The organism is Pseudomonas sp. GT1P32 (assembly GCF_054897805.1).
In genome coordinates this window covers 5,785,281-5,810,462 of record NZ_CM142704.1, presented here as the reverse complement: position 1 = coordinate 5,810,462, position 25,182 = coordinate 5,785,281, and the positions used below count along the sequence as shown (strand labels likewise).

Below are 25,182 nucleotides of genomic sequence, written 5' to 3'. Positions count from 1 at the left end.
GCTCGGCATCCCCTCGCTCCGGTCCTGCTCCGTGGGCCCGCCGCGATCGGCCATCCATGGCCGGGGGCGGCTAACCCGGCATCCATGCCGGGTTGCCCACTGCGCAGAACCTCCACTCGGCCTCTCGAGGGGGCGACTACCGCCACAGCCGCCGAGGCGGCCTGAAAACCGACCTGGCTCTTTGGTCGACCGCGTTGTCTTTCTTGGCTGCGACCACTCATTCCGGATGTGGACACGGCCCCCCTGTAGGAGCCGGCTTGCTGGCGATAGCGGTGGGTCAGGCAATGAATGTGTTGGCTGGACGGCCGCTATCGCCAGCAAGCCGGCTCCTACACGAGATCGGGTTTACAGGGTTCAAAATTGTAGGAGCTGGCTTGCCGGCGATGGACGCCAACGATAACGCGGGCTGTCTGAATGAACGCGTCGCCTAGACGCTTTTCGCCGGCAAGCCGGCTCCTACAGGGATCGGCGTACGCTTTTGATTTCCACCACTCATCAGGCCGAGCGTTAGCTCGCCTTCAGCTTTTGATCTGAGCGCCCCCTCGAGAGGCCGAGTGGAGGTTCTGCGCAGTGGGCAACCCGGCATGGATGCCGGGTTAGCCGCGCACGGCCAGGGATGGCCGATCGCGGCGGGCCCACGGAGCAGGACCGGAGCGAGGGCATGCCGAGCCTAGGCGAGGCACCGAACGAAAGGGGCAAAAGCGCTTGGTTACTTGGCGCTTCTCCAAGTGACTCGCTGTAAAAGCGAAACCAATAGCCGCCGTTACCGAAGAAACGGATATGTACACAATCAAAACGAGCGCGCACCAGACCTCAAGACCGCTTCGCCAGCAAGCCGGCTCCTACAAGGTCAGGGTCAGTACGAGGCTCAGGATTCAACTGCTCCCACAACTCCGCCGCACCGGGAAACTCCGTGCCGTCTTCGGCACTCATGTCATCCGGATCATAACGGCTCAAACACCCCTCCCCCAATGTCGCGGGAGCCTTGGAAGTAGCTTTGTCCAGTGGATCGGCCATGGTCATGTCCTCAGTGCAGAAACGGCGAAGGGCCTGGAACGATTGAACGCCCAGGCCCTTCGAATTTCAACCGCGTCGCGTGGCAGTCAGAACACTACAGTCTTATTGCCGTGCACCAGCACCCGGTCTTCCAGGTGATAACGCAGACCGCGGGCCAGCACCATTTTCTCGACATCGCGACCGAAACGCACCATGTCTTCGATGCTGTCACTGTGGCTGACGCGCACAACGTCTTGCTCGATGATCGGGCCGGCGTCCAGCTCTTCGGTCACGTAGTGACACGTCGCACCGATCAACTTCACCCCACGCATGGAGGCCTGGTGATACGGCTTGGCGCCAACGAACGACGGCAGGAAGCTGTGGTGAATGTTGATGACCTTGTGCGCATACTCGCTGCACAACTCGGGCGGCAGGATTTGCATGTAGCGGGCAAGTACCACCACTTCGGCATCGTGCTGTTTGACCAGTCGCGAGACTTCGGCGAACGCCGGCTCTTTATCCTGCGGATTGACCGGTACGTGGTAGTAAGGAATGCCGTGCCACTCGACCATGCTGCGCAAATCATCATGGTTGGAAATCACGCAGGAGATTTCGCAATCCAGCTCATCGCTGTGCCAGCGGTGCAGCAAGTCGGCCAGGCAATGGGACTCACGGCTTGCCATCAACACCACGCGCTTCTTCTGCGCGGTATCGGTAATGCGCCAGTTCATCGAGAACTCTTCGGCAATCGGCGCAAACGCCTCGCGGAAAGCCTCGATACCGAAAGGCAGCGAGTCGGCACGAATTTCGTGACGCATGAAAAACCAGCCACTGAGATTGTCCGAGTGGTGGCTCGCTTCAGTGATCCAGCCGTTATGTGACGCCAGAAAGTTACTGACTTTAGCAACGATGCCGACGCGGTCCGGGCAAGCAATCACCAGCCGAAAAGTGCGCATGAGGGGGAAACTCCAGAACTTCGCAAAGGCCGCCATTCTAGCGATTGCGCGAAAAAACTGCAGTATAGATGACACCTCGCGTTGCGCGAGGGCCGCTGGCACAAGCGTTGGGGGTTGTCGGTTACCTGCGCGATGGTGATCCTGTCAGCATTCTTCAAGCATTCAATTGTGAATATCTGTGATACCTGCGTCACACTATTTAACTGTACATCCAATTTGCGCCCTATTCATCGCAACTAATTTAAATAAACCCCGGTTAAATGTTTACTTGATGAAACACCCTGACTATTATTGCCGCACTGTCACCTGCCATCCAGCGCACAACATAAGGTAGTCCCCATGTCCTTGATCAACGAATATCGTGCCACCGAAGAAGCTATCAAAGAGCTGCAAGCCCGTTTGAAGAACCTGTCCCAAGACGACAAACTGCAAACCGAGCTGGAATTCGAAGGCAAACTGCGCACCCTGATGGGCGAATACTCCAAGTCCCTGCGTGACATCATTGCGCTGTTGGATCCAGAATCCAAAACCAAAGCACCACGCGGCGGCGCAGTAAAAACTACTGGCACCAAGCGTGCTCGCAAAGTTAAACAATACAAAAACCCGCACAACGGCGAAGTCATCGAAACCAAAGGTGGCAACCACAAAACTCTGAAAGAGTGGAAAGCCAAGTGGGGCGGCGACGTGGTTGAAGGCTGGGCTACCCTGCTGGGCTAAGCCGCAAGCCTGTCGCAGAGCAATCCGCGACAAAAAAGAACGCCAGCAATCGCTGGCGTTTTTTTATGCCCGAAACTCAGGCCCGTGCATTTTCATTTTCAAAGATTCAAACGTTTGCGCAATGTCTGGACATAATTGCTCCACTCATCGAGCACCTCTTGCTGGAATGGCGTCGCAGTAATGTTCAATTGGGCTGCGGCTTCTACAAATGCTTCCAGGGTATTGGGTGCCCCCCACTCGGGCGCTGACAAACGTTGCTGACAGAATATTCGCCAGCGTTCTTGCTCTTCGAAACTCAACGTGTCGGGAAAGTTACGTGCGCGATATCGAAACAATAATTCAGGTAAACGTTCATCATCGAACGGCCATTGCTCTTGCGCTAATTGCGCCGGGTCAGCCGCCCGGACTTGCTCACAAAGACGCCGGTCCCGATCACCGATAAAACCATCGTATAACTGTTGTTCAGGGTCCTGGCTCTGGGCGAAATCCTCTCGGGCATAAATGGCCTGAACTTTATCTCGCCAAATTGTTTGTGCGGCACTTAGCCGCAGTGTGCGCTCCTGATAAAGCGCCATATCCAGCCCCAGTCGTTGCTGATCATCGGGACGAAGCACCGACAACGGCGCCACCACCGGGCATTTGTTGATGTGGATGAGTTTGAGCGGTACCGGCAGTTCGCCTTCGGCGAGTTCATCGCGACGGGTATACAAACGCTGGCGCAAGGTCTCGGCATCCAGGTCGAGCAATCCCTGGGGATCCAGGTGCAGGTCACAGACAATCAACGCGTTCTTGTTGCGCGGATGCCAGGCCAGCGGCAACACCACGCCGACATAACTGCGTGCCGCCGAAAAACGCCCGGAAATGTGCACCATCGGCTGCAACAGTCGAATCTGATCCATCACCTTTTGTTTGCTGCGCAACTGAAACAGCCAGTCGTAGAGCTTCGGCTGTTTTTCCCGGATCAGACGTGCCAGTGCGATGGTCGCGCGAACGTCCGACAGCGCTTCGTGAGCATTGCCGTGATCGATACCGTTGGCGGCGGTCAGGCGTTCGAGTTTGAGCGTCACCCGCCCTTCGTCATCCGTCGGCCAAACCAGGCCATCGGGCCGCAAGGCATACGCCGCACGCACCACATCGATCAGGTCCCAGCGACTGTTACCGCCCTGCCACTCGCGGGCATAGGGGTCGAAGAAATTTCGGTACAGGCTGTAACGAGTCATCTCGTCGTCGAAACGCAAGGTGTTGTAACCCGCGCCACAAGTGCCCGGTGCCGCCAGTTGCGCGTGTACCCGCGTCATGAAATCGGCTTCGCTCAAACCGTGTTCGGTCAGTTGGCCCGGCGTGATGCCAGTGATCGCGCAGGCCGCCGGATGCGGCAGGATGTCTTCACTGGGCTGGCAATAAAGATTGACCGGCTCGTCTATGACATTGAGATCAAAGTCAGTGCGCAGCCCCGCCACTTGCAGCGGACGGTCGCAACGCGGATTGATGCCGGTGGTTTCATAGTCGTACCAGAAGATCGAGGTCACGGGCTATTCCTGAACTGAAGATCGGCGAAGTCTAGGCGTTCACATCCCGCCCCGGCCAGTAATCTTGCATTCAATCACCTATGACCACGCATCGTGCAATACATAGTTATGTCGTTTCCCCCCGTGAGGCTGCTAGCATCGGACGCACAGAGAATCCCGATCAGGCCACATCATCAGGTTGCCCATGCTCGAGACCACAGCACTGCAAAGGAAAGCGACGCTGTCCCCGCCACTGGATACGCGGTATCAGGTTGAAACGCCGGAAGGCATCGACTTGCCACTGCGCCCGGCCGGGTTGATGGTCCGTGCGCTGGCGTTCTCCATCGACCTCGGGCTGCGCGGGCTGATTCTGGGTCTGCTGTTTATCGTCCTCGCGTTTCTGGGGAAACTCGGCGCAGGGCTGGGCTCGATCCTGCTGTTCGCAGTGAGCTGGTGGTACATGGTGTTGTTCGAAGTGCTCAATCAAGGGCGCTCGCCGGGCAAGCAATGGATGGGCCTGCGGGTGGTGCAGGATGACGGCACGCCGATCGGCTGGTCCGCTTCGCTGTTGCGCAACCTGCTGCGATTTGTCGACCTGTTGCCGTTCGGCTATTTCCTCGGCGCCATCAGCTGCCTGCAACACCCCAGCTTCAAACGCCTCGGCGACCTGGCCGCCGGCACGCTGGTCATCTACCGCGAACAGCCGCTCACCCGACCGCAAGTGCCCGACGCCGAACCGCGACGTCCGGCCTTCGCCATGACGCTGATCGAGCAACGCGCCATCCTCGGGTTTGCCGAACGCCAGGGTGAACTCTCCGAAGCGCGGGTCAATGAACTCGCTTCTATCCTCGCCCAACCGTTGAACGTCGCAGCGCCTCGGGCGGTGGCGGAACTCAACGGCATCGCCCGCGGCTTGTTGGGCCCCGCATGAAGCAAAGTCTTTTCGAGAATCGCCACAAGGCTGAATGGGCGCAGTTTTCCCTCATGCTCGACAGGCTGGAGCGCAATAAAGACACCTCACGTGTTGCCAGTTTTGCGAAAGACTATCGCCGGCTCTGCCAGCACCTGGCGCTGGCTCAGGAGCGTGGATACAGCAGTTTCCTGATCGACTCGTTGCAGCAACAGGTCCTGCGCGGACATCAACAACTTTATCGACATCGCAGCCGCCTGGGGGCCAATGTGCTCGGCTTCATCCTCGCGGATTTTCCGCGACTGGTGCGCGAACAGTGGCGCTTCGTGCTGGCCGCCAGCCTGATGTTTTTCGGCAGCCTGATCGGCTTCGCACTGTTGGTGTATCTGTTCCCGGACCTGGTCTACAACCTGATTCCGGCACAACAGGTCAGCGACATGCAAAGCATGTACGACCCCAACGCCGGACACCTGGGTCGCTCGGCGGAACGGGCGGCCAGTGAAGATTGGGTGATGTTTGGCTTCTACATCATGCACAACATCGGCATCGCTTTTCAGACGTTCGCCAGCGGTTTGCTGTTTGGCCTGGGCAGCGCGTTTTTCCTGTTCTTCAATGGCTTGATGATCGGCGCGGTGGCCGGGCACCTGACGCAGATCGGCTACGGGCAAACCTTCTGGTCATTCGTGATCGGCCACGGTGCTTTCGAACTCAGCGCCATTGCCCTGGCGGGTGCCGCCGGCCTGCAACTGGGCTGGGCATTAATCGCACCGGGGCGTCTGCCACGCGCCGAAGCCTTGCGAGTCGCGGCACGCAAAAGCGTATTACTGATTTGCGGGGTCATGCTGTTTCTGTTGATCGCTGCATTCATCGAAGCCTACTGGTCATCCATGACCGGGCCGGCGCCGATGACCAAATATCTGGTCGGCGCAACGCTGTGGTTTTTGGTAGCAATGTATCTGCTGTTTGCCGGACGGACTCGTCATGCGCCTGAGTGACGCGACCGTGGTGATCCGCCCTCGAACAACCTGGGAAGCCATGGACCTCGGTGTCCTGCTGAGTCAGCGGCACCGACGCCTGTTGATGACCAGTTGGGCCATCGTGACCTTGCCGGTTTTCGCCTTGCTCAGCTTGTTGCTGTGGGATTCACCGTCCCTCGCCGTCTTCATTTTCTGGTGGCTGAAACCGGCGTTCGAACGCCTGCCGCTGTACATCCTGTCCAAAGCCATGTTCGGTGAAACACCCACCTTGAAACAGGCGCTGCGCCATTGGCCGCGACTGCTCAAGCCACAATTGCTCGCCAGCCTGACCTGGCGACGCTTGAGTCTGAGTCGCAGTTTCCTGATGCCGGTGGTGCAACTCGAAGGCCTGAGTGGGCAAGCGCGGCAACAGCGCTTGCAGGTGCTGTTGCAACGCGACAGCAGCGCGGCGCGCTGGCTGACGATCATCGGTGTGCATCTGGAAAGTGCATTGTGGATCGGCCTGATGGTGCTGTTTTATCTGTTCCTGCCGCAACAGGTCGAACTCGACTGGAGCTGGCAGACGTTGCTGTCCGCCGCCACACAAGACTGGCGCTGGCTGGAACACCTGACCAACGTGTTTTACGTGTTGGTGCTGGTGGTGTGGGAACCGATTTACGTGGCCTGCGGCTTCAGCCTTTATCTGAACCGGCGCACGGTGCTGGAAGCCTGGGATATCGAGTTGGTGTTCCGCCGTCTGCGCCAACGCTTGAGCAGTACCGCTGTCGCCTTGCTGCTGGCGGCATTTTTGCTGGTGCCTGCGGTGCAAACCGTGTGGGCCACCGAGCCTGCGACCTCACCGGACAGCCCGCGTCTGCTGGACCAGCCTCTGACCAGCCAGGCGTCCCGGGACAGCATCAAGGCGATCCTCGATCAGCCGCCGTTCAAGAACAAGGAAACGGTCACCCGCTATCGTTTTGGCGGCGAAGACAAACCCGCCGCCGAAACCCCGGACGATGGCAAGGCTCCCGAGTGGCTGAAGGCACTACTGAAGTTGCTGGATAACCAGCGTTTCGGTGCAATGGCGACCCTGATTGAAGTGCTGCTGTGGGGTACGGTGATCGGCGCTATCGGTTTGTTGATCTGGCGTTACCGCGACTGGTTGCAGGCGTTTGTCAGTCGCCGACCGGCGTTACCGCGCAAAGTCGCACGGTCGCTGCCACAGCAAGCATTCGGCCTGGACCTCAACCGAGAAACCCTGCCTGCCGACATCGCCGCCAGCGCTGAAAGCCTCTGGCAAACCAACCCGCGTGAAGCACTCGGATTGCTTTATCGCGCCCTGCTCAGTCACTTGCTGCACGACTACAACATGGCGCTGAAACCGGCCGACACCGAAGGCGAAGTACTGGAGCGCGTCGAACACCTGCAACAACCCGCGTTGCTGACTTTCAGTAAAAAGCTGACGGGGCACTGGCAGAACATGGCCTACGGGCATCGCCTGCCCCCCGCGCATGTGCAACAGGAACTCTGTGATGGCTGGCGGGCGCTGTTCGGCTCGGGAGTGACGCATTGAACCGGCGGCTCTGGCTGGCGGTCGGCGTGTTCATCGCTGCGCTGTTGGCTGTGTTGAGTGTTTATCTGTTCTTCAAGGCAACGCCCTATCAGGCAGACATCGATCACGGCCCTTCGCCCGAAGCCCAGGCCAACCCTTATCTGGCCGCCGAACACTTCCTGCGCAAACAGGGCCTGACCGTCGGCCATGCCAACAGCCTCGACGTGCTGCCGACGCTGGACCCGCGCCAGCACAGCCTGTTGTTGCTAGGCGACCGGTACAACATGACGCCACGGCAGATTGACCAAGTGATGAACTGGACCCGCGCCGGTGGGCGTCTGTTGTTCATCGCCGAATCACTGTGGGATGAAAAACTCGGCCAAAGCAATGACCTGCTGCTCGACCGGGTGCAGGTGCACCAGTCACTGAGCAAAGACCTCAAGGACCCGCCACCCGCTACCGGTGAGGATCCTTACCCCAACCTGACCAAACTGTATCTTGAGGATGAAGACGCCCCGGCCTACGCCACCTTCGATACCGCGTTCCATCTCGAAGACCCGAAAAATCTCGCGCAAGCCTGGGCCAACAGCGGCAAGGCCACGCACATGATGCAGCTCAGCCACGGGCTCGGCTCGATCATCGTGGTCACCGACGCCGACCTGTGGAAAACCCCGGCCATCGACCAGTACGACAATGCCTGGCTGCTCTGGTACCTGACCGCGGACACTCAGGTGACGCTGTTGTTCAACACCGATCACGACAGCCTGCTGACCTTGTTACTGCGCTATTTCCCTCAGGCGCTTGTCGCCCTCATCGCCCTGATCGGCCTTGGCCTCTGGCATGTCGGCGTGCGCCACGGCCCATTGATTGAACCGGCGCCGAGAGCCCGTCGGCAACTTCAGGAACACCTGCGTGCCAGCGCCGATTTCATCTTGCGCCGCAGCGGTCAGGACAGTCTGCTGCAAGCCTTGCAGCAAGACATCCTGCGCCGGGTGCGGCGCCGTCATCCCGGTTTTGAACAACTCGGCGTCGCCGAACAATGGCTGGTGCTCGCACGCCTGACCGGCCAACCCACACGCGCTATCAGCCAGGCCATGAGCCCGCGACCGAAGCAACGGCTGTCCAGCGTTGAATTCAGCCGTCAGGTCGCTCACCTGCAAACCTTGAGGAACGCCTTATGAGTGAACAGATCGAGCCCGGCGCGCCGAGCCACGCCGAGCAGCAACGCCAACGCGCCAGTCACCTGGCCCAAGCGATAAGAGTTGAATTGCAAAAAGCCGTGATCGGCCAGAACACCGTAATCGATGACGTACTCACCGCATTGATTGCCGGCGGTCATGTGCTGCTCGAAGGCGTGCCGGGGTTGGGCAAGACCTTGTTGGTGCGCGCCCTCGCCCGCTGCTTCGGTGGCGAATTCGCGCGCATTCAGTTCACCCCGGACCTGATGCCCAGCGATGTGACCGGCCACGCGGTGTACGACCTGCAAACCGAGCAATTCAAACTGCGCAAAGGGCCGTTGTTCACCAACCTGTTGCTCGCCGACGAAATCAACCGCGCCCCGGCGAAAACCCAGGCGGCGCTGCTCGAAGCCATGCAGGAACGGCAAGTCACCCTCGAAGGCCGCGCCCTGCCCATCGCGCAACCGTTCATGGTGCTCGCCACGCAAAACCCCATCGAACAGGAAGGCACTTACCCGCTGCCGGAAGCCGAGCTCGACCGCTTCATGCTCAAGGTACGCATGGATTACCCCGACGCCGAACAAGAGCTCAACATGGTGCGTCAGGTCAGCCGTTCGACCCGGGCCGACATGCTCGATGTGCAACCACTGCGCACCGTGTTGCAAGCCAAGGACGTGCTGGCCTTGCAACGTATCGCCAGTGATTTGCCGCTGGACGATCAGGTCCTCGACTACGCCGTGCGCCTGGCCCGCACCACCCGCAGTTGGCCCGGCCTGACCCTCGGCGCCGGGCCTCGGGCGTCCATCGCACTGGTGCGCTGCGCACGAGCACGCGCCTTGTTGCGCGGCGGCGAATTCGTGATTCCGGATGACATCAAGGGCTGCGCGCTGTCGGTGTTGCGCCATCGCGTACGCATCGCACCGGAGCTGGATATCGAAGGGCTGGAGGTCGATCACGTGCTGCGGCAACTGCTCGATCAAGTGCCGGCGCCACGTCTGTGAAACCCTCGCGTTTGCTGCTGATCTGGCTCGCAATCCTGCTGGCCATCGGCATCGTGCTGGGCACCTTGCGCGCACTGGACATTGCGCTGCCCTCAAGCCTGTTGTCGATCCAATGGGGTTTATTACTGGCGCTACTGGCCCTGGCAATACTCGATGCTGTCCGCCTCGCGCGCCTGCACTCGCCCCGGATAACACGACAAATGCCCGGCAGCCTGGCACTCGGTCGCTGGAGCGAAGTGCGACTGGAAGTCGAGCACAACTCTCCCCAACCACTGACGATCCAGATTTTCGACCACGTCCCCGACGGCCTGAACTTCGAAAACCTCCCCCTGTCAGTCGAACTTCAGCCCGGCCAGCACAGCCAGGTCGGCTATCGCCTGCGCCCGCTCAAACGTGGCCACTTCAGCTTCGATCACTGCGAAATCAACCTGCCCAGCCCATTGGGCCTGTGGTCCGGCAAACGGCTTCTGAGCGTCACCGACCACACCCGCGTCTACCCCGACTTCGCCCGCCTCTACGGCGGCCAACTGCTGGCGGTGGACAACTGGCTCAGCCAGCTCGGCGTACGCCAGCGGCAACGACGTGGCCTGGGTATGGAGTTTCATCAGCTACGGGAATTTCGCGAAGGCGACAGCCTGCGCCAGATCGACTGGAAAGCGACCGCCAGGCAACGCACACCGATTGCCCGGGAGTATCAGGACGAGCGCGATCAGCAGATCATGTTCATGCTCGATTGCGGAAGGCACATGCGCAGTCACGACGGCGAACTGGCACATTTCGATCATGTGCTGAATGCGTGCCTGCTGTTGAGTTACGTGGCGTTGCGCCAGGGTGATGCGGTGGGTCTGAGCACCTTTGCCAGCGATCAACCGCGCTATCTCGCCCCGGTGAAAGGTGCCGGTCAGCTCAACGTGCTACTCAATGCTGTTTACGATTTGGACAGCAGCCAGCGCCCCTCTGATTATCAGGCTGCCGCCAGCCAATTAATGGCTCGACAGAAGCGCCGAGGATTGGTGATATTGGTCACCAACCTGCGGGATGAAGACAATGAGGAACTGATAAGCGCTGTTCAACGGCTGAGCAAGCAGCACCGCGTATTGATAGCAAGCATGCGCGAAGAGGTCCTCGACACCACACGACAAATGATGGTGCAAACCTTGTCGGATGCGCTGAACTACAGCGGAACAGTTGACTATTTGAACTCACGAGCAGAACTCCATGAACGCTTGGTCGCCCATGGAGTTCCGGTAAAGGATGTCCGCCCCAGAGAGCTGGGACCAGAATTGGTGACACATTACCTGGCCTGGAAACGCAGTGGAGCTCCTTGACTGCTGCCAATTCAGCAATAAAATTTTCGCTTGGGCGAATGGGTAGATATCACTCATATCGACGCATCAATCCGGTCTCCGATACTCAACTTTATCTACGGTGAGACTCTTTAACTCCAATGGAGGCAGCTCGATCTGAATATCAAAATCGGTAGTCCGCAATCCTCTTGCACCCGTAATGTCGGCACCATGAATCTGAAGATCAACAGATTGATCAGCCTGAAGTACAGTGAGGGGGTGCCTTAGATAAGGATTCCAGCTTTCGTCATCCACCAAGTCTTTTTTCTTCCCACTTAAATCAATCGGATCCTCTGTACCATTACTGAACCTTAGAATAACTTTCGAGCCTGGACCATCACCCTTGTTTTCATATTGAAAGCCCAACAAATACTCCACTTGCGCAAATTGCGGCTCCGTAAAGTATGCCGTTGAAACAGACTGCGAGTAGACTCTTTTCCCATTCAACATCAAAAAGTTTCCGTACAAAATACTTTCATACCATCCCTCCCCACCGCCATTACCAACGCGTTGCCAATTCGTGTCCCAGCCACTAGGAAACCTCCCACTTTTTACCAGATTGCGACCGCGGATTTTTTCTGCACTCATGATGCTCACCTTTCTCTGTTAACTACTGTTGTAGTATTCGAATACGCTTCGAATTTGATAGGGCCGCTCAGCCAGGCAACAGGTCCATCACAGCATTTGTGTAGTCGTTTCCTCCCGCCTTCGCCAGATAACGAATCTCGACAATGATATCTGTCAAGCTGTCAATCAAAGCCTTCTGCCGCGTGTCGTGCCGTGTAAAGTGCAGCTGCCACCGGGATATGGCACCCGTCCCCTCAAAGGGCAAATAACGCTCATCACCAAACATCATCTGATGCAAACCGGCATCTTCAATTCCGCGGCTCACACCTATTTGTTGATGGCTACGCAGATTCAAAAGAACATACGGTGGCGGCATTTGATCCTTGTCACCGTAAAAGTAATCGAGTATCCCAATGTGTGGCTTAAGCACCGTAGTACTGGAAGTTTGTGTCAGTGTGGCGCATACATCCTTGTAAGGGCCAAGCACTACCGGGAGCGATATTGAAACGCTGACAATCTGGCGACAGTAATGCCCTGGATAATCGCAATCAAAGAGTTGTTGAGTAAACTCGAAGTCAAGTTTTCCTGTCTTTTTTATTCCATCCAGTACTTTATCCCAGACCTCTTTCGGCTTAACAAACTCGCCCGTTTCATACAGCTGACGCAGAGAAACTGTCTTGATCAATTCCAGGCGACGCTCGTTTCGACTGAGAAACTCCTTCTCAAGCGACATCAAGTCAAACAGCATGGACTCGCCAGCGCACAAACCGTAGTAGTTATCCATCCACATATTGGGTCGAATGATCTGCAAATCGAAGTCGCCCATTTCGTACTGTAAACAGGTTTCGGCACTCAGGCACAATCCGGCGACTGCATCGTATGCCTGGAAGTACAGCACAGCCATCTGGCTCAATAGCCAGCGGTACAGTTCGACATTGGTTGAACGGGTTTTATAGAACGAGTACACATCCTGAGCATGAGCGTTGGCTTTCTCCGCATGTTCCAGGCTGGATCGCGCAGCATAGACCGCATGCATCTGTGCTTCTATTTGCGCGTCCAAAACCTGCATTTCACGCTCACCTTGATTGAGCGCCAGTCCCCACTCTTCCGATCTGCGTCCATAGTGAGAGCTGGTCGCTGACCTGTCCGCCGCAATCAGTTCTTTTTCCGCCGCGCCTCCCAGCAATAGTCCCATTGCTCGAAATGAACCACCGAGTACGATGCCGCCGGTACCCGCAGCTACGCCCATGATCACCATATTCGGCGCATGGTTAGCGTAGCCTTCTGCAACGTAAGCCTGGCTCGCATCGCTCATATCAGTCCTGGCTGCCATCTGGTCCTCAAGCGCAGCGACTTCCCCCGCAGTCACGTTCTGCTCAAGCAACTGGCGATAATGATCGATGCGCCCATCAATCACTTTCTTGCTTTCCTGCAGTGACTTCAGTGACTCCTCCTGTTGTTTCAGCGACTCCTGTTGGATCGCCGTGGCGTAGGCTCCCAGTTCAATTTGCTGCTTTTGCAACTGCTCCTCAAGCAAACTTCGGTCACGCGCTTCCATGCATAGTCTGACTTCGCGACCGAAACCGATGAGTGTTTGCACCGCGTTCTGGGCCGTGCTCAACATGACCCGGAACCGATAGTGCGGAATATTGCGCCAGCCCCCCGCACTGCGGGATGCACCGGACGATCCTCCCGCCTGGGCTTGAAGCAACTTCTTCGGGTCTGTCGGTGCAGCAAATAGAGGGATAGACGACTGCTTGCCATCGATCGTCAAGTTATTGCGCATATTGCCAAGGCAGTTGTCGATGTATTTCCATATACCCAGTACATCTTCATTGGCTGTGGGACGGAAAACATCTCTTCTGATAATCGAAAAATCAGTTAACCCGGAAACTCGGGCCGGCAAATTTGCCACCTGTACGTCCAGGGTACGACTGAAGTTTTCCAATGCACTGTGAGTGCCGGCCTGGCGAGGGGAAAGAATCATGTCCACACTAGTCGGCTCCCAATGGCTCATAGCCTTCGCTTTGGGAGCATCCCCCATCAGAAACAGAGCACGGATGTACTGCAGTTTTGCCGCCGCCAGACTGTCGCGGGTCAAATGCCGGTAAAGCGAATCGGCATGGGCAATGATGCACCGTACATAAGCGATAAAAATCGCTTTACGGTAATGAATGCGTTTTGCAAACGCGATGGCGTCGGGGTCTACCAGGTCTTTGGCAACGAAACTGATATCACCCGGTTCCAGCAAAGGCCGACAGAGCCAATAACGTTCATTGTTAACCATTGCGCCAGGACGGTTCATCCGCAACTGTGGATTGAAAATGTAGTGATACCAGTTTTGTGACTCTCGATAGTTGCGCTCTTCAGCCAGCCGATAGGCGATCAAAAACGGCAGGTGAAAAAATAGCTCCCAATAAAACATGCCATGGGCACTGTTGAAGTCCATAGGAATGGTCAATGGATTCGGTGCCTTATCGGGCGACTCCCAAGGCGCTGGCTCGTGAGTAAACTGGGTAGATCTGGACAATACTTCGTCAATGGAAATCGCCGCTTTAGCGACAAGTTTATCGCCAAAGGTAGAGTTAAGCTGGACCCATTTCAACTCGGTACCCAATGGCCGCAGGTCCAGAAACTGCCCTCCGGAATCCTGCTTGCTGATCAACGGCACAGGACTGGTATTAGGCACTTGCAACACTTCCAGCTTATAACGATTGCGACCATACTCTCCGCCGCTGCTTTGACCCCATACTATATCGAAGCTCTTGTTGACAGGATTACCTGTCCAGCGATATTCAATCCAAACAGTCTGCGCCCAACCATTCAATTCAACTGTACCTTCCCAGGTATCCGCCGTAACAATGCCTCCATCAATTATTTTCAGCGCCATCGGCACTGTCTCTGGTTTTTTTTGCACCTCCAATCTATTGACGGAATTACCTAAAAACACCTCATTGGCAGCACTGGACAAACCATGAGCAATAAAAAATCCAGCTCCGCTACGAACACTACTGGATGACAGCATCCATAGTCTTTCCAGTTGCGCATGAGTCAGCGCAATATCTTTTACCAACTGAACTCCAAACGCCGTTTTGACAAACTCAGTCTTGGTAATCGATGCCAATACATCGGCAGTCTCCGCACCTTCATTTTCTAAACACAAAGAAAAATCAAAGCCTATCTCACCCTGATGATGGCAAGTCAGCTTGATGCCTTTCGCCCCGACTTTTGAAAGCTCAAAATAGGTCATCAACGATAAAACATTCGCACTAGCTGCAAAAACCAATTGATTCAATGTGTAGTCAGGCCTGTCAACTTCGCACACACCCTGAACCTGCAACACATTGGTAATAACCTCCTCCCCTCCTACTACATCCAATCGACTTTTTAAACTTATATTGGTCGATATGTACTTACTGATTAATCCTTCCTGTGTGGAGTCACCTGTTGTGGACACCGATGCCGGAACAAGCGACTGGCGTACGAGGGAACGCTCGTTGATGTGCAACTGATGCTGCAATGCCATGGGATTCGCAAATCTCCCATTGATCAATACTTCGAGACTTTCCTCCTGAGCATCTTGCGGTTCGAACCTTGAGTTCAATGACGCAAACATCCACCCTGGTTTCTCTTCGTCAGCCCTCCACATGGCGTCCTTTGACGACTCGATGGGAACATCCGTTGTCGTAAAGCAAACGGCTAATACATCATCCACGTATTTGCGCGCCCCTCCAAAAGTGACCGCCAGCAGACGTGCGGAATCCTTGGGTACAACCGAGAAGTCCTTTTTTCCGAGACTGATGGGCAGTGACCAACGGCCATTGATCGCCAACTGGGCCAGTTTCATTTCCAGATGCCACTGACCCGGAGCGACTGTACCGTTCTCAAAGTGCAGATCCGGATCACGAATGCCCTCGACGTACACGACCATCAACCGTCCTGCAAAAAAAACAGGCCGGATGGCCAATACGTCAGGGCCTAGCGGTAGATCGATAGGCAGCCATTCACTCCAGCATGCCGGATGCAAATACTTGCTTTCCTGTTTTAGCTCAACAGTTGTCTTGCGCCAATAATAACCACAGGGCTCTTCCCGACGACGACCTATAAAATAATACACCGCGTTCTTGAACTGTTCGCTGCCATCCTCGGCTTCATCTATATAAGCAGATATCAGATCGAGATTGCAGGTCTCCACAAACCTTTTGAGGTGTTCATAAAGGGCCTTTTGCACAGCCGTATTACTCACACTGGCTTGAGCCAGATCGTCCTCAAGAGCTTTGAAGGAAGCTGTTTTGTTCAAGCGCATCTTCGGACTTATATAGTTCTCCGGATAATATTCAAGAGTTGAATAACCCGCCCAATCACTGATATTGCAATAACGCTTATGCCAGGCGTCCAATTCATCCTTGGAAAAATCCCTTTGGTGACCGGTCTCCATACCGCAGTAAATTGCACCAATATAGACCTGCATCGCAGCGATGGCTTCAGCCACTCGGGATGAGTCCACTAATGAGCTGACTTGAGTATCCAGCAACAAATACTGCAACAGATCTTCCAGCGAAGACAGCTCTGGAATTTCAGGTTTTGCGGGAGCGACCTTTGCACGATAAAAGTCGGCCAGGGCTACGCTGCGATACTCATCAAGCACACCAATAATGGACTTTTCCATTTTATAATCCCTTTCGAAAATACCTTCTTCGGAATTTGAAAAAAACGCTACCGTAGCATTCAGTTGAATACCATTCATGAAATACGCTAATCCAGGCCACACTGTATTGCAGCAGTCGATCAACCTCGATCAACCACCTCTACGACATAGTTTTCCAAGTATTCCGAAGTTACTTCATCCGCGCGCAATACCGCTTTGAATGTTAAGGTCCCACTCTCGAGCGGCGGAGAAAACTGCACCCTGAAATGACCGTCCTTAGCAACAATGCCTTTGGCAACTTCAACGTCACCCTCATTACTCAACAATCGGATTTCCGCCCCTGGTAATCCCACCCCATCAACCCAGGACGAAGGCCCTACCCTAGCGTTCATCAGCGGACTGATGATGTGTGGTTTATCGATGAAGTTCGTCACCTTGACATGCGCGTCCGGCGCCCAAGCTGTACTTCCATCGAAATGACGTTGCATGACCGAGAACACATGGGAATCAAGAAGTACCGGTTCTGCCAGCCTCACCGACCAACCACCTTGGGCATTCACACTGGTTTGTGCGAGACGCGTCTTACTGTTCCGCCCTTCAAATACGCTTATTTCCGCGTAGGCACTACCAGAGCCGGTCAGCAGTGGCTGGACTTCAACCGCCTGGTCCCCATCTTCTGGATAGGTCAGGACAGGAGGCGGAGCATCCAGGCGTCCCGGTAATTCCAGGCGCTGGTTAAGGCGGTTGCAGAAGAACGTCAGTTTGAAACTGCCGTTACGTTCATCAGCACACTTGATCATCCAGCTGAGCATCAGGTCATCGGACTTGATCTGTACGTATGCGCCTGTCAGCGGCGTGAAATTCAAGCCCAGTGCCTTGGCGGAAAAATCGCCTGTCCAACTCAGCATCGCGCGGGCATTTGCAAGATCCACGTCTTTTGGCAAGTGAACATCAAGGCGATACTCATGACCTCTGACGAACAACAGAGGCGCTTCCAGGCAAGGTTTGTCAGGCAGGCTCAGATCGACCCACTGATAACGCCAGTCAATGGCGGGCACTACATCCAGCAAGAACGAAACGGTTTCTTCAACTTTGTCCGTGCGCTGCGCGGTGACCTTGTATTTTCCCGGATCCATGGCTTCAAACGGATAGGCAGAACGCCCATTTTCATCCGTCAGGATGAAAATAGAGGCCCAACGCTTAGTTTCAGGTTCATCGATCGATTCTACCGTCCATGCAATTGAACAATTGGGCACAGGACGGGCCTGATTATCCGGTTTCTCAAGCACTTTCACCCACAGCAAAGTAGAGGACTCTTTTCCGGCTACCGGATAGAGATAATCTGTCGCCTGGCCATGTATTACTGCGCCATCGGCGACGTAGAGTTTCAAGGCTTGCTCACTTGCTCCGACCGCGGCGGTGAATGTTTGCATGCCTGACACCTCAAACCCGGGCACGGTGAACCGAACAACTCCGTCTGCATCAGTTTTGAATGGGCCAAGAGTCTTGTCCCCGTACTTGAGCGTTACATCGACGTCGGGCGCGACCGCTCCACTTAACAAAATCACATGGCATCGCAGGATCAGTTCCATCCCTTTTACGGCCATACTCTCGGCCACCAACAATCTGATGGAAGGCTGGCCAACGAACGTTAGATTGCGTATCAGTTTCGGGCTGAGCGTGCTGTAACGAACAAGCAACGTCGCCTTCTCAATGGGTTCCATACTTGTGACGCGCACCTTGGCAATCCCTTTGTCATCCGTTGTCGCCGACAACTTATCGGCGAGGATTCCCAGACCGCCAAACTCCACAGTACGACCGACACCGGGATTAGAGTGATCATCTACCAACTTCACTTCGACAGGGATGAAGTCAACACCACCCGCCAGATAGTCCCTGGTGTCAACGCGAAGGCTGTCCAGATCAAACCCTAGCGATCGCTCATCACAATCGATCACGACTTCGGCAATCGCTACCTGTTGCAAGCCATAGACGGCTTTCACATGCGCGACTCCCATCCAGCTGCCAGCCTTGAACCGCGCCACGGCACGTCCGTCTTGATCAGTAAAGGATTCTTCATCGAGCAAACCTGGACGATCGCAGCTCCATCTCACGGTGAGATTTACATAAGGTTTGTCGGTCAAGTCACGCACTTTCAACTCGATCAAGGCTACCTGCTCACCGGCATTGGCAATAAGCGGAGTACCGATACAGTTGATCTCTGCAGTGTTGCTTTGCCCCAACTCGCCAAACGACTGGTCGCCCCCCTTGACCGACGTTTCGGACAAGGACTCCATCATGTGTTCTGCCGCAGCGCGATAAGCAGTCTTGCCACTGTCAGGCGTTAGCTCGCCCAACTTGATGATGGCCTTCGCATCGAGGCCGCTGCGCGCAGCCAGACCGCGAATACGTAGCAACGTATCCAAAACATCAAAACTTTGAACAACCGGTCTGGCAGGAAGAAGAAACAGGATACATTCGAGTACTTCCCTTACCCCCCACCTCAACACATGGGCCAGTTGAGTCGCAGCAGAGTCGCGAATCAACCGCAGATCCTCGGCGGTCAAAATGCTCGGCAAACTGTTGACCAGCTTTAAATAGTCCAGCAATCGTTCGGCAGGTTGCTCGGTATGAATCACTGCACGCCGATACAACGTCAGTTTGTACATCGTGTGCAGCGTCAGGTCTTTGGCTTGCAGGAGGCCGAACCATTTCCAGTTTTCACGGGTGGTCAGCGTGACAAGCATCGCCGAGCTCAAGTCCAGTTTTTTTACAACTGCCGCGCGACGCACCAAATGCGCCAGCAACGACAACACCTCGTCACCGATCCTGACTTTGTCGGCACCTGAAGTCACCGCATTCAGGGCTCGTGCAGCTTCCGTGAGCAAGAGTGGAACGCCACCCTGACTCACCCATTTGAGCAGTGGCAACGTCAAGTCCTGAGAACAATCCAGATAGACCGACAGCGTTTCCTGTACCACAGCACTTTGGGCAGCCTGGATTTGCAGCAGTATGGCCAAAATGATCGAAACCACACGCTCGGCTTCATCTCGATGAAGTTTTTCTTCACTCACCGCGAATTCGATTTCTGCGCGGGCAAGCCGCTCGTATTCCTCCCCGTCATTAGCGGCAGAAGCCATCACCATTCCGCGGGAATCGACCAACTCTTTCAGTAAATCCAGCCAACCCGCATAGTCGAAATTCTGACTAGGAGGGACACCGGCTTCCAGCAACTTGTCTTCTGTGAACAACACTGGCTGCAAACGTTTATGTAAAGTCTCAAGCAAACTTGTTTCGGCTGCGGTAGGCAATTGCGGTGGTGTTAGAGGTGACAGCATCTGAACGACGAAGAGCACGCTCAGATCATTCTCCCTGCACCACTGAACACAATCTGCTGCGGCTCGCATCACACTTAAAATGTCACCATCTCCCGTGATCCCGCTTACCGAGATACGCGCCTCTCCGGTGACTTTCTGAAGTACCCCGCCCGCACCACGATCACTGAGTGTTTCTAGCAAGGCGACCATTTCAATTGGGGTCACTTTCAGCAAGGAAGCCAACTTCACGATGCGATAGAGCGATGAAAGAATGGGCAGACTGCGCTTTAGCTGCGTGGTCAAATTGTGCCCTCTGGCAACCACTCGAGCCAAGTAACGCCAGGCTTCCTGGTTCAGCCCCAAAGCACTGCATATTTGATCGACGGTGCGCCTGTCCGCACGCGTCTGCGCATCGATAAAAAAAGCACCATCGTCAACTATCAACGGAGCATCAAAGTAAGCCTTCTCGTTAAAAATAAGGTCGAACTGAGAGGGTTCCTTTCCAGCACCAAACAGGGATACTTCGTCAATCATCGCTGCGAATTCTTCAGCGGTACATTTGAACTCCTTATTGAACTCCTGAAACAGTCCAATCGCTCGCAGCGTATTGTTGGTAATCCGCAATGGCTTGGGTTTCGGATCAGCGCTACTTTGCAAGTCCAGTCGTTGCTCGGCCCTGTTGGCGGCAACTACCAGTTGGTCGCACTGTTGGTAGGACAACTTCAGCCAACGTGCCAGACGCAACATTCGGTTGATGCGTTCCAGGCGATTTTCGCTGGTATTGGTCAACTGACGGGTCGAACCTTTTACTGCAGGACTCAAACCCAAGGCAGGATCCTTGCCATCGTTGATGAAGACAGAACCAAATTGCGCGGGCCCGAAGGCTGGATTAGTCAGGATTGTCTGATTTTTTGATCGATTAGTTGCGTAGTTTTCGATTGAAAAAAAGACAGTCAACGCCTCAGCAGCAATGGACGTTTTATGACAAAAGTGCACTGAGTCCAGCAGGGCTGAAGGGGTCGTGTCGAAATTCTCTTTTATGAAATCCTCATACGGTGTACCCAGCGTTACTTTTCGCTGCTTGCCAGCGTCGGGCACGGCATCATCGTTCTCGGCAGGGTTAGTCTGGGGAAACTTGAAATTCTCTGTCAGCAATAGCTGCCCCACAGGGCCCACGCAACTGGATTGACGAAGTGCCACATCGGAAGACGCCCCGTGCGCGCCTTTCTGTTTGAAATACGGAGCTGAAGGATCAATGGTCCGCACCACCTCACCCAACAATATATTGAATTGCTGGAGCACCTGACTCCACTGCACGAAGTACCACTCGAACGGCATACTGGGGAACGGGTACCGCGACTCCAGCATCAAATCATCAACCACATGATCAGCTTGAAGCGGTACAGAGGCTTCAATGATTGATTCCATGACTTCGTTGACGATCGAGATCGTTCGTTTGACCTGATACAGGCTTGTCGGGTCGAGTCGCATAGTGCCGATATCCGGCCTGCGACTGCTGATTTTAATTGGAGCGCCACCCGCAGCAGCTTCCAGCTGACGGGCCAGCTCATACAACCTGACCAGATAAGCGCACGGGCCATTATGTGCATCCGGACTTTGCGCAGGCGTGCAGTTTTCCCAGTCAGTCTCGAACAGACCATCGAATGTCGGCGAGTCTCCTGGCGGCCTGATCCCCGTATGGTGGAGCGGATTGGGTGGGCCTTGAAGAACCAATTGATGCTCACTGAATTCGCGAGCAGCATGGACCGCCAGGACCGTGGCCTGTTCCAGGAGTCCATGGGTGTCCTTTAGGTGCACGTCGAACTTTTTTACAATGCCCTGTGGCCCCATGTCCAATAGGTCGAATACCGTCCCACCTTCCTGAATGAAACCCTGGCACCGACTCATTACCGAGGGTTCGCCAGTGTCAAGAGTAAGCCTGAAAAGCTGCTCAAGGGCAGGGTTGGAATGGTTATTACTCATTGAACTTCTCCTGCGAGCAAGGCTGGGAGGAACGGAATGCGAAAGGCAAATCTGTTGTCGTCTTGAGTTGTTTTTTACGTTGCGTGCACCACAATTCCTACCTGTTAATACTGACAGTCATGACGAACGGTATTATTAACGTGACGCGCAATAGAACTCCTTACGGGCTACTCCGCAAAGTGATGTTTCTGGAAATTCAATTAACCCGCAGATATCTGAAAGAAAAGTTTGCGGGAGTGGAACTAGGAGGGAGGGGTCAAAACATATATATCGAAAATAAACTCCGCTTTATCCCCCTTATTACCTTCTATCCACATGAAATGTACAAATACCTGCATAGGACCTGGATCTACCGGTACCGAAACATCATAAGGCGAACCGTCAAAGCGGACGGCGTATTGTCGTTCATCTTCGTAATGGACTAATACTCCGGCAGTTGAATTCGGAGACCCAAAAAAATAAGCAAGCCCTGTAAATCTAAGGGGATTGGCTACAAACGTATTTGGTTGAGGTAATGAATCGGGCGGGTAGGGATACGATTCCGCGGAGTTGAATTCTTTAGGTGGCGTGACGCGAGGGGCTACCATGGGTTTCTCCTTTTTACATGCAGTGCTCCGGAAAAAAATGCAGCGCACTATTGTTGTTGCTATTTAGCCTCCTTACTAAAGCGTCTGGCTACTGTCAGAAATAACAGGTAGTTACTCGACACCCCGAAAAATTGCTACCGCCTGTCGGTTTTGATCAAAGATCAGCACTGGTCACCGATCCGTAAGACCCACTTGCCAGTAAGACTTTTGTTCCCACAATTCCCTTCTGTTCCATCTGTCCGACAACCTCGACGACAGCGCGGCTTAAAGTCTCCGAGTTAGGGATGTGTTGCCAGGCCTGCTCGCGAAAGCGATCACAAATGCACCGCAGATTTCACGCAGACGCCGGCAACGGCTGAAAACTGAAGTACTGCTTCAACGCCTCCACCAATTGCCCAAACTCCGGCGGTGCCCATTGCAGGCTGAACCCGGCGTCATAGTGGTGAGGTGTCGCGTCTTCATGGCACCACAGGCAGCAGGCCTTGAGGTCGATGACCTGCTGGCAGCCATCGGCCATGGGGATTTTCAGGCGCAGATCAAAATCGGCACCGATCATCATCGGTAACTGACTGATGAGCATCAGCCCGTCTTCAGAGACGTTGCCCAGGAAACCAATCGGTTTGTCGGTGACGCTGTTGAACACTTTCAGAAAATACGGCAGTTGATGCCGCTCGATCCGGCGGTCAGTGAACATGCTGATTTCGCTACGCAAGGCCCTTAAGCAGAGCCGCACTAATGCTTCGGAACGGGCCTGCCTGCCGCAATCAAGCAAGGGCCAGGCAATAAGCGCGCTCTCCCCGATCCCGGTGCGACAGTCCATGAAACCGCTGCCGCTTACGCCTGCCGATCACAGGTGTTACGTCGATTTAGAAACAGGGCTCTAAACCGGTTTATTCGACTATAGCTCACCACCGGCGCTGAGCCAGCGGTTGAATGACAGCTGCAGTCAGAACCGCGTAGGGCGCACCGCCGCCGCACTGCGCAGCGGGTAGTGACCCAGCGACTGCAAGGTTTCCAGCCGGGCGCGGGCGCGGTAGGCGTACTCGCTTTGCGGGTACGATGCCTGGATGAACTGGTAGGTTTGCGCCGCATCCACGAACATTTTCTGCCGTTCCAGACACAAGCCGCGCAGCATTGACACTTCCGGCCACACATAAGGCCGCGCGCGGCTGGCGCGTTCGACTTTGGACAGTTCGAGCGTCACTTGCTCGCAATTGCCACGGTCATAAGCGCTGTAGGCATTATTCAAATGATGGTTCATCGAAAAACGGGTGCAGCCCACGACACTGAGGGCAAGGGCGGCTATGAGCACGAATCGCATGGGGGTTCTCCTGTCTTGAGCTCTGTATCGACCCTTGGGCGAAAATCTTCAGGATTGTTCGGTTAAAGAAAGAAACGAATAACAAAGCTCCTCACAAAAAGTAGTGCACATGAACAATGACTACACCCACGGAGCATAGTAGCCTCACTCAGCGCTTGAACTCAGGAGTCTTTGCATGTCCGTCCGTCGTACCAAAATCGTCGCTACCCTTGGCCCGGCCAGTAACTCGCCGGAAGTTCTCGAACAGCTGATTCTGGCTGGCCTGGACGTCGCCCGCCTGAACTTCTCCCACGGCACCCCCGACGAGCACAAGGCTCGTGCGAAGCTGGTGCGTGACCTCGCTGCCAAACACGGCCGCTTCGTTGCCCTGTTGGGTGACCTGCAAGGCCCGAAAATCCGTATCGCCAAATTCGCCAACAAGAAGATCGAGCTGAAGATCGGTGATCAATTCACCTTCTCCACCAGCCATCCTCTGACCGAAGGCAACCAGCAAGTGGTCGGCATCGACTACCCGGACCTGGTCAAAGACTGCGGCGTGGGCGACGAGCTGCTGCTCGACGACGGCCGCGTGGTGATGCGCGTTGATACCGCCACCGCCACCGAACTGAATTGCACCGTGATCATCGGCGGTCCGCTGTCCGACCATAAAGGCATTAACCGTCGCGGCGGTGGCCTGACGGCGCCAGCCCTGACCGAGAAAGACAAGGCCGACATCAAGCTCGCTGCCGAGATGGAAGTCGACTACCTCGCCGTGTCCTTCCCGCGTGACGCGGCGGACATGGAATACGCCCGTCAACTGCGCGACGAAGCCGGCGGTACCGCCTGGCTGGTGGCGAAGATCGAACGCGCCGAAGCCGTGGCCGACGACGACACCCTCGACGCGTTGATCAATGCGTCCGACGCCGTGATGGTGGCCCGTGGTGACCTGGGCGTGGAAATCGGCGACGCCGAGCTGGTGGGCATTCAGAAGAAGATCATTCTGCACGCACGCCGCCACAACAAGGCAGTGATCGTCGCGACCCAGATGATGGAGTCGATGATCCAGAACCCGATGCCGACCCGCGCCGAAGTGTCCGACGTAGCCAACGCCGTCCTCGACTACACCGACGCCGTCATGCTGTCTGCCGAATCCGCTGCCGGTCTGTATCCGCTGGAAGCCGTGCAAGCGATGGCGCGCATCTGCGTCGGCGCTGAAAAGCACCCGACCAGCAAGACCTCCAGCCATCGCATCGGCAAAGAGTTCCAGCGCTGTGACGAGAGCATTGCGCTGGCGACCATGTACACCGCCAACCACTTCCCGGGCGTGAAGGCCATCATCGCGTTGACCGAAAGCGGCTATACCCCGCTGATCATGTCGCGCATCCGTTCCTCGGTGCCGATCTACGCGTTCACCCCACACCGCGAAGCTCAGGCGCGCGCCGCGATGTTCCGTGGCGTGTACACCATTCCGTTCGACCCGGCTTCGCTGGCTCCAAACGAAGTCAGCCAGGCGGCAATCGACGAACTGGTCAAGCGTGGCGTAGTGGAAAAAGGCGACTGGGTCATCCTGACCAAGGGCGACAGCTACCACACCACTGGCGGCACCAACGGGATGAAAATCCTGCACGTTGGCGATCCGATGGTCTGAGTGATCGGTTGT

Annotated in this window: 17 protein-coding genes; 8 read left to right on the top strand and 9 right to left on the bottom strand. The window is 55.5% G+C overall.

All coding sequences use genetic code 11. From position 1 onward, the window contains the following. Nucleotides 1-813 precede the first annotated feature (813 nt). Nucleotides 814-1,017 carry a hypothetical protein gene (locus ACYZUC_RS26580; RefSeq protein WP_461991434.1) on the bottom strand — a complete coding sequence of 68 codons (204 nt, stop codon included), beginning with the start codon at nt 1,015-1,017 and terminating at the stop codon, nt 814-816. Nucleotides 1,018-1,103: 86 nt separating this feature from the next. Continuing rightward, nucleotides 1,104-1,952 carry a formyltetrahydrofolate deformylase gene (purU, locus tag ACYZUC_RS26575; protein ID WP_008031689.1) on the bottom strand — a complete coding sequence of 283 codons (849 nt, stop codon included), beginning with the start codon at nt 1,950-1,952 and terminating at the stop codon, nt 1,104-1,106. A gap of 339 nt (nt 1,953-2,291) precedes the next feature. On the opposite strand from purU, the gene mvaT reads away from it, so the two are divergent. Further along, on the top strand, nt 2,292-2,669 hold the full coding sequence (gene mvaT, locus ACYZUC_RS26570; protein ID WP_007933316.1) for a histone-like nucleoid-structuring protein MvaT: 378 nt from the start codon (nt 2,292-2,294) through the stop codon (nt 2,667-2,669). A gap of 98 nt (nt 2,670-2,767) precedes the next feature. On the opposite strand, the gene sbcB is transcribed toward mvaT, so the two are convergent. Beyond that, on the bottom strand, nt 2,768-4,198 hold the full coding sequence (gene sbcB, locus ACYZUC_RS26565) for an exodeoxyribonuclease I (protein ID WP_461991432.1): 1,431 nt from the start codon (nt 4,196-4,198) through the stop codon (nt 2,768-2,770). 184 nt (nt 4,199-4,382) lie between these two features. On the opposite strand from sbcB, the gene ACYZUC_RS26560 reads away from it, so the two are divergent. From ACYZUC_RS26560 to ACYZUC_RS26535, 6 genes are read left to right on the top strand one after another with little or no spacing between them, the layout of a single operon-like run. After that, nucleotides 4,383-5,108, top strand: a complete 726-nt coding sequence (locus ACYZUC_RS26560) for an RDD family protein (RefSeq protein ID WP_461991430.1) — start codon at nt 4,383-4,385, stop codon at nt 5,106-5,108. Next, nucleotides 5,105-6,082: a stage II sporulation protein M gene (locus ACYZUC_RS26555; RefSeq protein WP_461991428.1), complete on the top strand. Its 978-nt coding sequence runs from the start codon at nt 5,105-5,107 to the stop codon at nt 6,080-6,082. Before ACYZUC_RS26560 ends, ACYZUC_RS26555 begins: the two co-directional genes overlap by 4 nt. After that, nucleotides 6,069-7,616, top strand: a complete 1,548-nt coding sequence (locus tag ACYZUC_RS26550) for a DUF4129 domain-containing protein (protein WP_461991426.1) — start codon at nt 6,069-6,071, stop codon at nt 7,614-7,616. Before ACYZUC_RS26555 ends, ACYZUC_RS26550 begins: the two co-directional genes overlap by 14 nt. Next, complete coding sequence (locus ACYZUC_RS26545; protein ID WP_461991424.1) at nt 7,613-8,776, top strand: DUF4350 domain-containing protein; 1,164 nt, start codon at nt 7,613-7,615, stop codon at nt 8,774-8,776. Before ACYZUC_RS26550 ends, ACYZUC_RS26545 begins: the two co-directional genes overlap by 4 nt. Beyond that, nucleotides 8,773-9,774, top strand: coding sequence for an AAA family ATPase (locus ACYZUC_RS26540; protein ID WP_461991422.1), 1,002 nt, complete (start codon nt 8,773-8,775; stop codon nt 9,772-9,774). Before ACYZUC_RS26545 ends, ACYZUC_RS26540 begins: the two co-directional genes overlap by 4 nt. After that, nucleotides 9,771-11,102, top strand: a complete 1,332-nt coding sequence (locus ACYZUC_RS26535) for a DUF58 domain-containing protein (protein WP_461991420.1) — start codon at nt 9,771-9,773, stop codon at nt 11,100-11,102. The genes ACYZUC_RS26540 and ACYZUC_RS26535 overlap by 4 nt, the downstream gene beginning before the upstream one ends. A gap of 66 nt (nt 11,103-11,168) precedes the next feature. On the opposite strand, the gene ACYZUC_RS26530 is transcribed toward ACYZUC_RS26535, so the two are convergent. The 6 genes from ACYZUC_RS26530 to ACYZUC_RS26505 form a co-directional block, all read right to left on the bottom strand. Beyond that, on the bottom strand, nt 11,169-11,708 hold the full coding sequence (locus ACYZUC_RS26530) for a hypothetical protein (protein WP_461991418.1): 540 nt from the start codon (nt 11,706-11,708) through the stop codon (nt 11,169-11,171). Nucleotides 11,709-11,775: 67 nt separating this feature from the next. Continuing rightward, nucleotides 11,776-16,434 (bottom strand): Tc toxin subunit A-related protein, encoded by a 4,659-nt coding sequence (locus ACYZUC_RS26525; RefSeq protein ID WP_461991416.1) that lies wholly within the window; start codon nt 16,432-16,434, stop codon nt 11,776-11,778. A 41-nt stretch (nt 16,435-16,475) separates the two neighbouring features. Beyond that, nucleotides 16,476-21,635, bottom strand: coding sequence for a Tc toxin subunit A (locus tag ACYZUC_RS26520; protein WP_461991414.1), 5,160 nt, complete (start codon nt 21,633-21,635; stop codon nt 16,476-16,478). A 242-nt stretch (nt 21,636-21,877) separates the two neighbouring features. Then, on the bottom strand, nt 21,878-22,222 hold the full coding sequence (locus ACYZUC_RS26515) for a hypothetical protein (protein ID WP_461991412.1): 345 nt from the start codon (nt 22,220-22,222) through the stop codon (nt 21,878-21,880). Nucleotides 22,223-22,556: 334 nt separating this feature from the next. Continuing rightward, nucleotides 22,557-22,916: a PilZ domain-containing protein gene (locus tag ACYZUC_RS26510; protein WP_032828936.1), complete on the bottom strand. Its 360-nt coding sequence runs from the start codon at nt 22,914-22,916 to the stop codon at nt 22,557-22,559. A 252-nt stretch (nt 22,917-23,168) separates the two neighbouring features. Beyond that, entirely contained in the window at nt 23,169-23,543 is a 375-nt protein-coding gene (locus ACYZUC_RS26505) for a tetratricopeptide repeat protein (protein WP_008031709.1), read from the bottom strand. Nucleotides 23,544-23,718: 175 nt separating this feature from the next. Here ACYZUC_RS26505 and pyk point away from each other — a divergent pair, with 175 nt between their 5' ends. Beyond that, complete coding sequence (gene pyk / locus ACYZUC_RS26500) at nt 23,719-25,170, top strand: pyruvate kinase (protein WP_461953484.1); 1,452 nt, start codon at nt 23,719-23,721, stop codon at nt 25,168-25,170. The last annotated feature ends 12 nt before the right edge of the window (nt 25,171-25,182 follow it).

Bases quoted from the DNA above. Each gene is read 5' to 3' on its own strand.
- ACYZUC_RS26580 (WP_461991434.1), bottom strand. From the start codon at position 1,017: ATGGCCGATCCACTGGACAAAGCTACTTCCAAGGCTCCCGCGACATTG.
- purU (WP_008031689.1), bottom strand. From the start codon at position 1,952: ATGCGCACTTTTCGGCTGGTGATTGCTTGCCCGGACCGCGTCGGCATC.
- mvaT (WP_007933316.1), top strand. From the start codon at position 2,292: ATGTCCTTGATCAACGAATATCGTGCCACCGAAGAAGCTATCAAAGAG.
- ACYZUC_RS26560 (WP_461991430.1), top strand. From the start codon at position 4,383: ATGCTCGAGACCACAGCACTGCAAAGGAAAGCGACGCTGTCCCCGCCA.
- ACYZUC_RS26555 (WP_461991428.1), top strand. From the start codon at position 5,105: ATGAAGCAAAGTCTTTTCGAGAATCGCCACAAGGCTGAATGGGCGCAG.
- ACYZUC_RS26550 (WP_461991426.1), top strand. From the start codon at position 6,069: ATGCGCCTGAGTGACGCGACCGTGGTGATCCGCCCTCGAACAACCTGG.
- ACYZUC_RS26540 (WP_461991422.1), top strand. From the start codon at position 8,773: ATGAGTGAACAGATCGAGCCCGGCGCGCCGAGCCACGCCGAGCAGCAA.
- ACYZUC_RS26530 (WP_461991418.1), bottom strand. From the start codon at position 11,708: ATGAGTGCAGAAAAAATCCGCGGTCGCAATCTGGTAAAAAGTGGGAGG.
- ACYZUC_RS26525 (WP_461991416.1), bottom strand. From the start codon at position 16,434: ATGAATGGTATTCAACTGAATGCTACGGTAGCGTTTTTTTCAAATTCC.
- ACYZUC_RS26520 (WP_461991414.1), bottom strand. From the start codon at position 21,635: ATGAGTAATAACCATTCCAACCCTGCCCTTGAGCAGCTTTTCAGGCTT.
- ACYZUC_RS26515 (WP_461991412.1), bottom strand. From the start codon at position 22,222: ATGGTAGCCCCTCGCGTCACGCCACCTAAAGAATTCAACTCCGCGGAA.
- ACYZUC_RS26510 (WP_032828936.1), bottom strand. From the start codon at position 22,916: ATGTTCACTGACCGCCGGATCGAGCGGCATCAACTGCCGTATTTTCTG.
- ACYZUC_RS26505 (WP_008031709.1), bottom strand. From the start codon at position 23,543: ATGCGATTCGTGCTCATAGCCGCCCTTGCCCTCAGTGTCGTGGGCTGC.
- pyk (WP_461953484.1), top strand. From the start codon at position 23,719: ATGTCCGTCCGTCGTACCAAAATCGTCGCTACCCTTGGCCCGGCCAGT.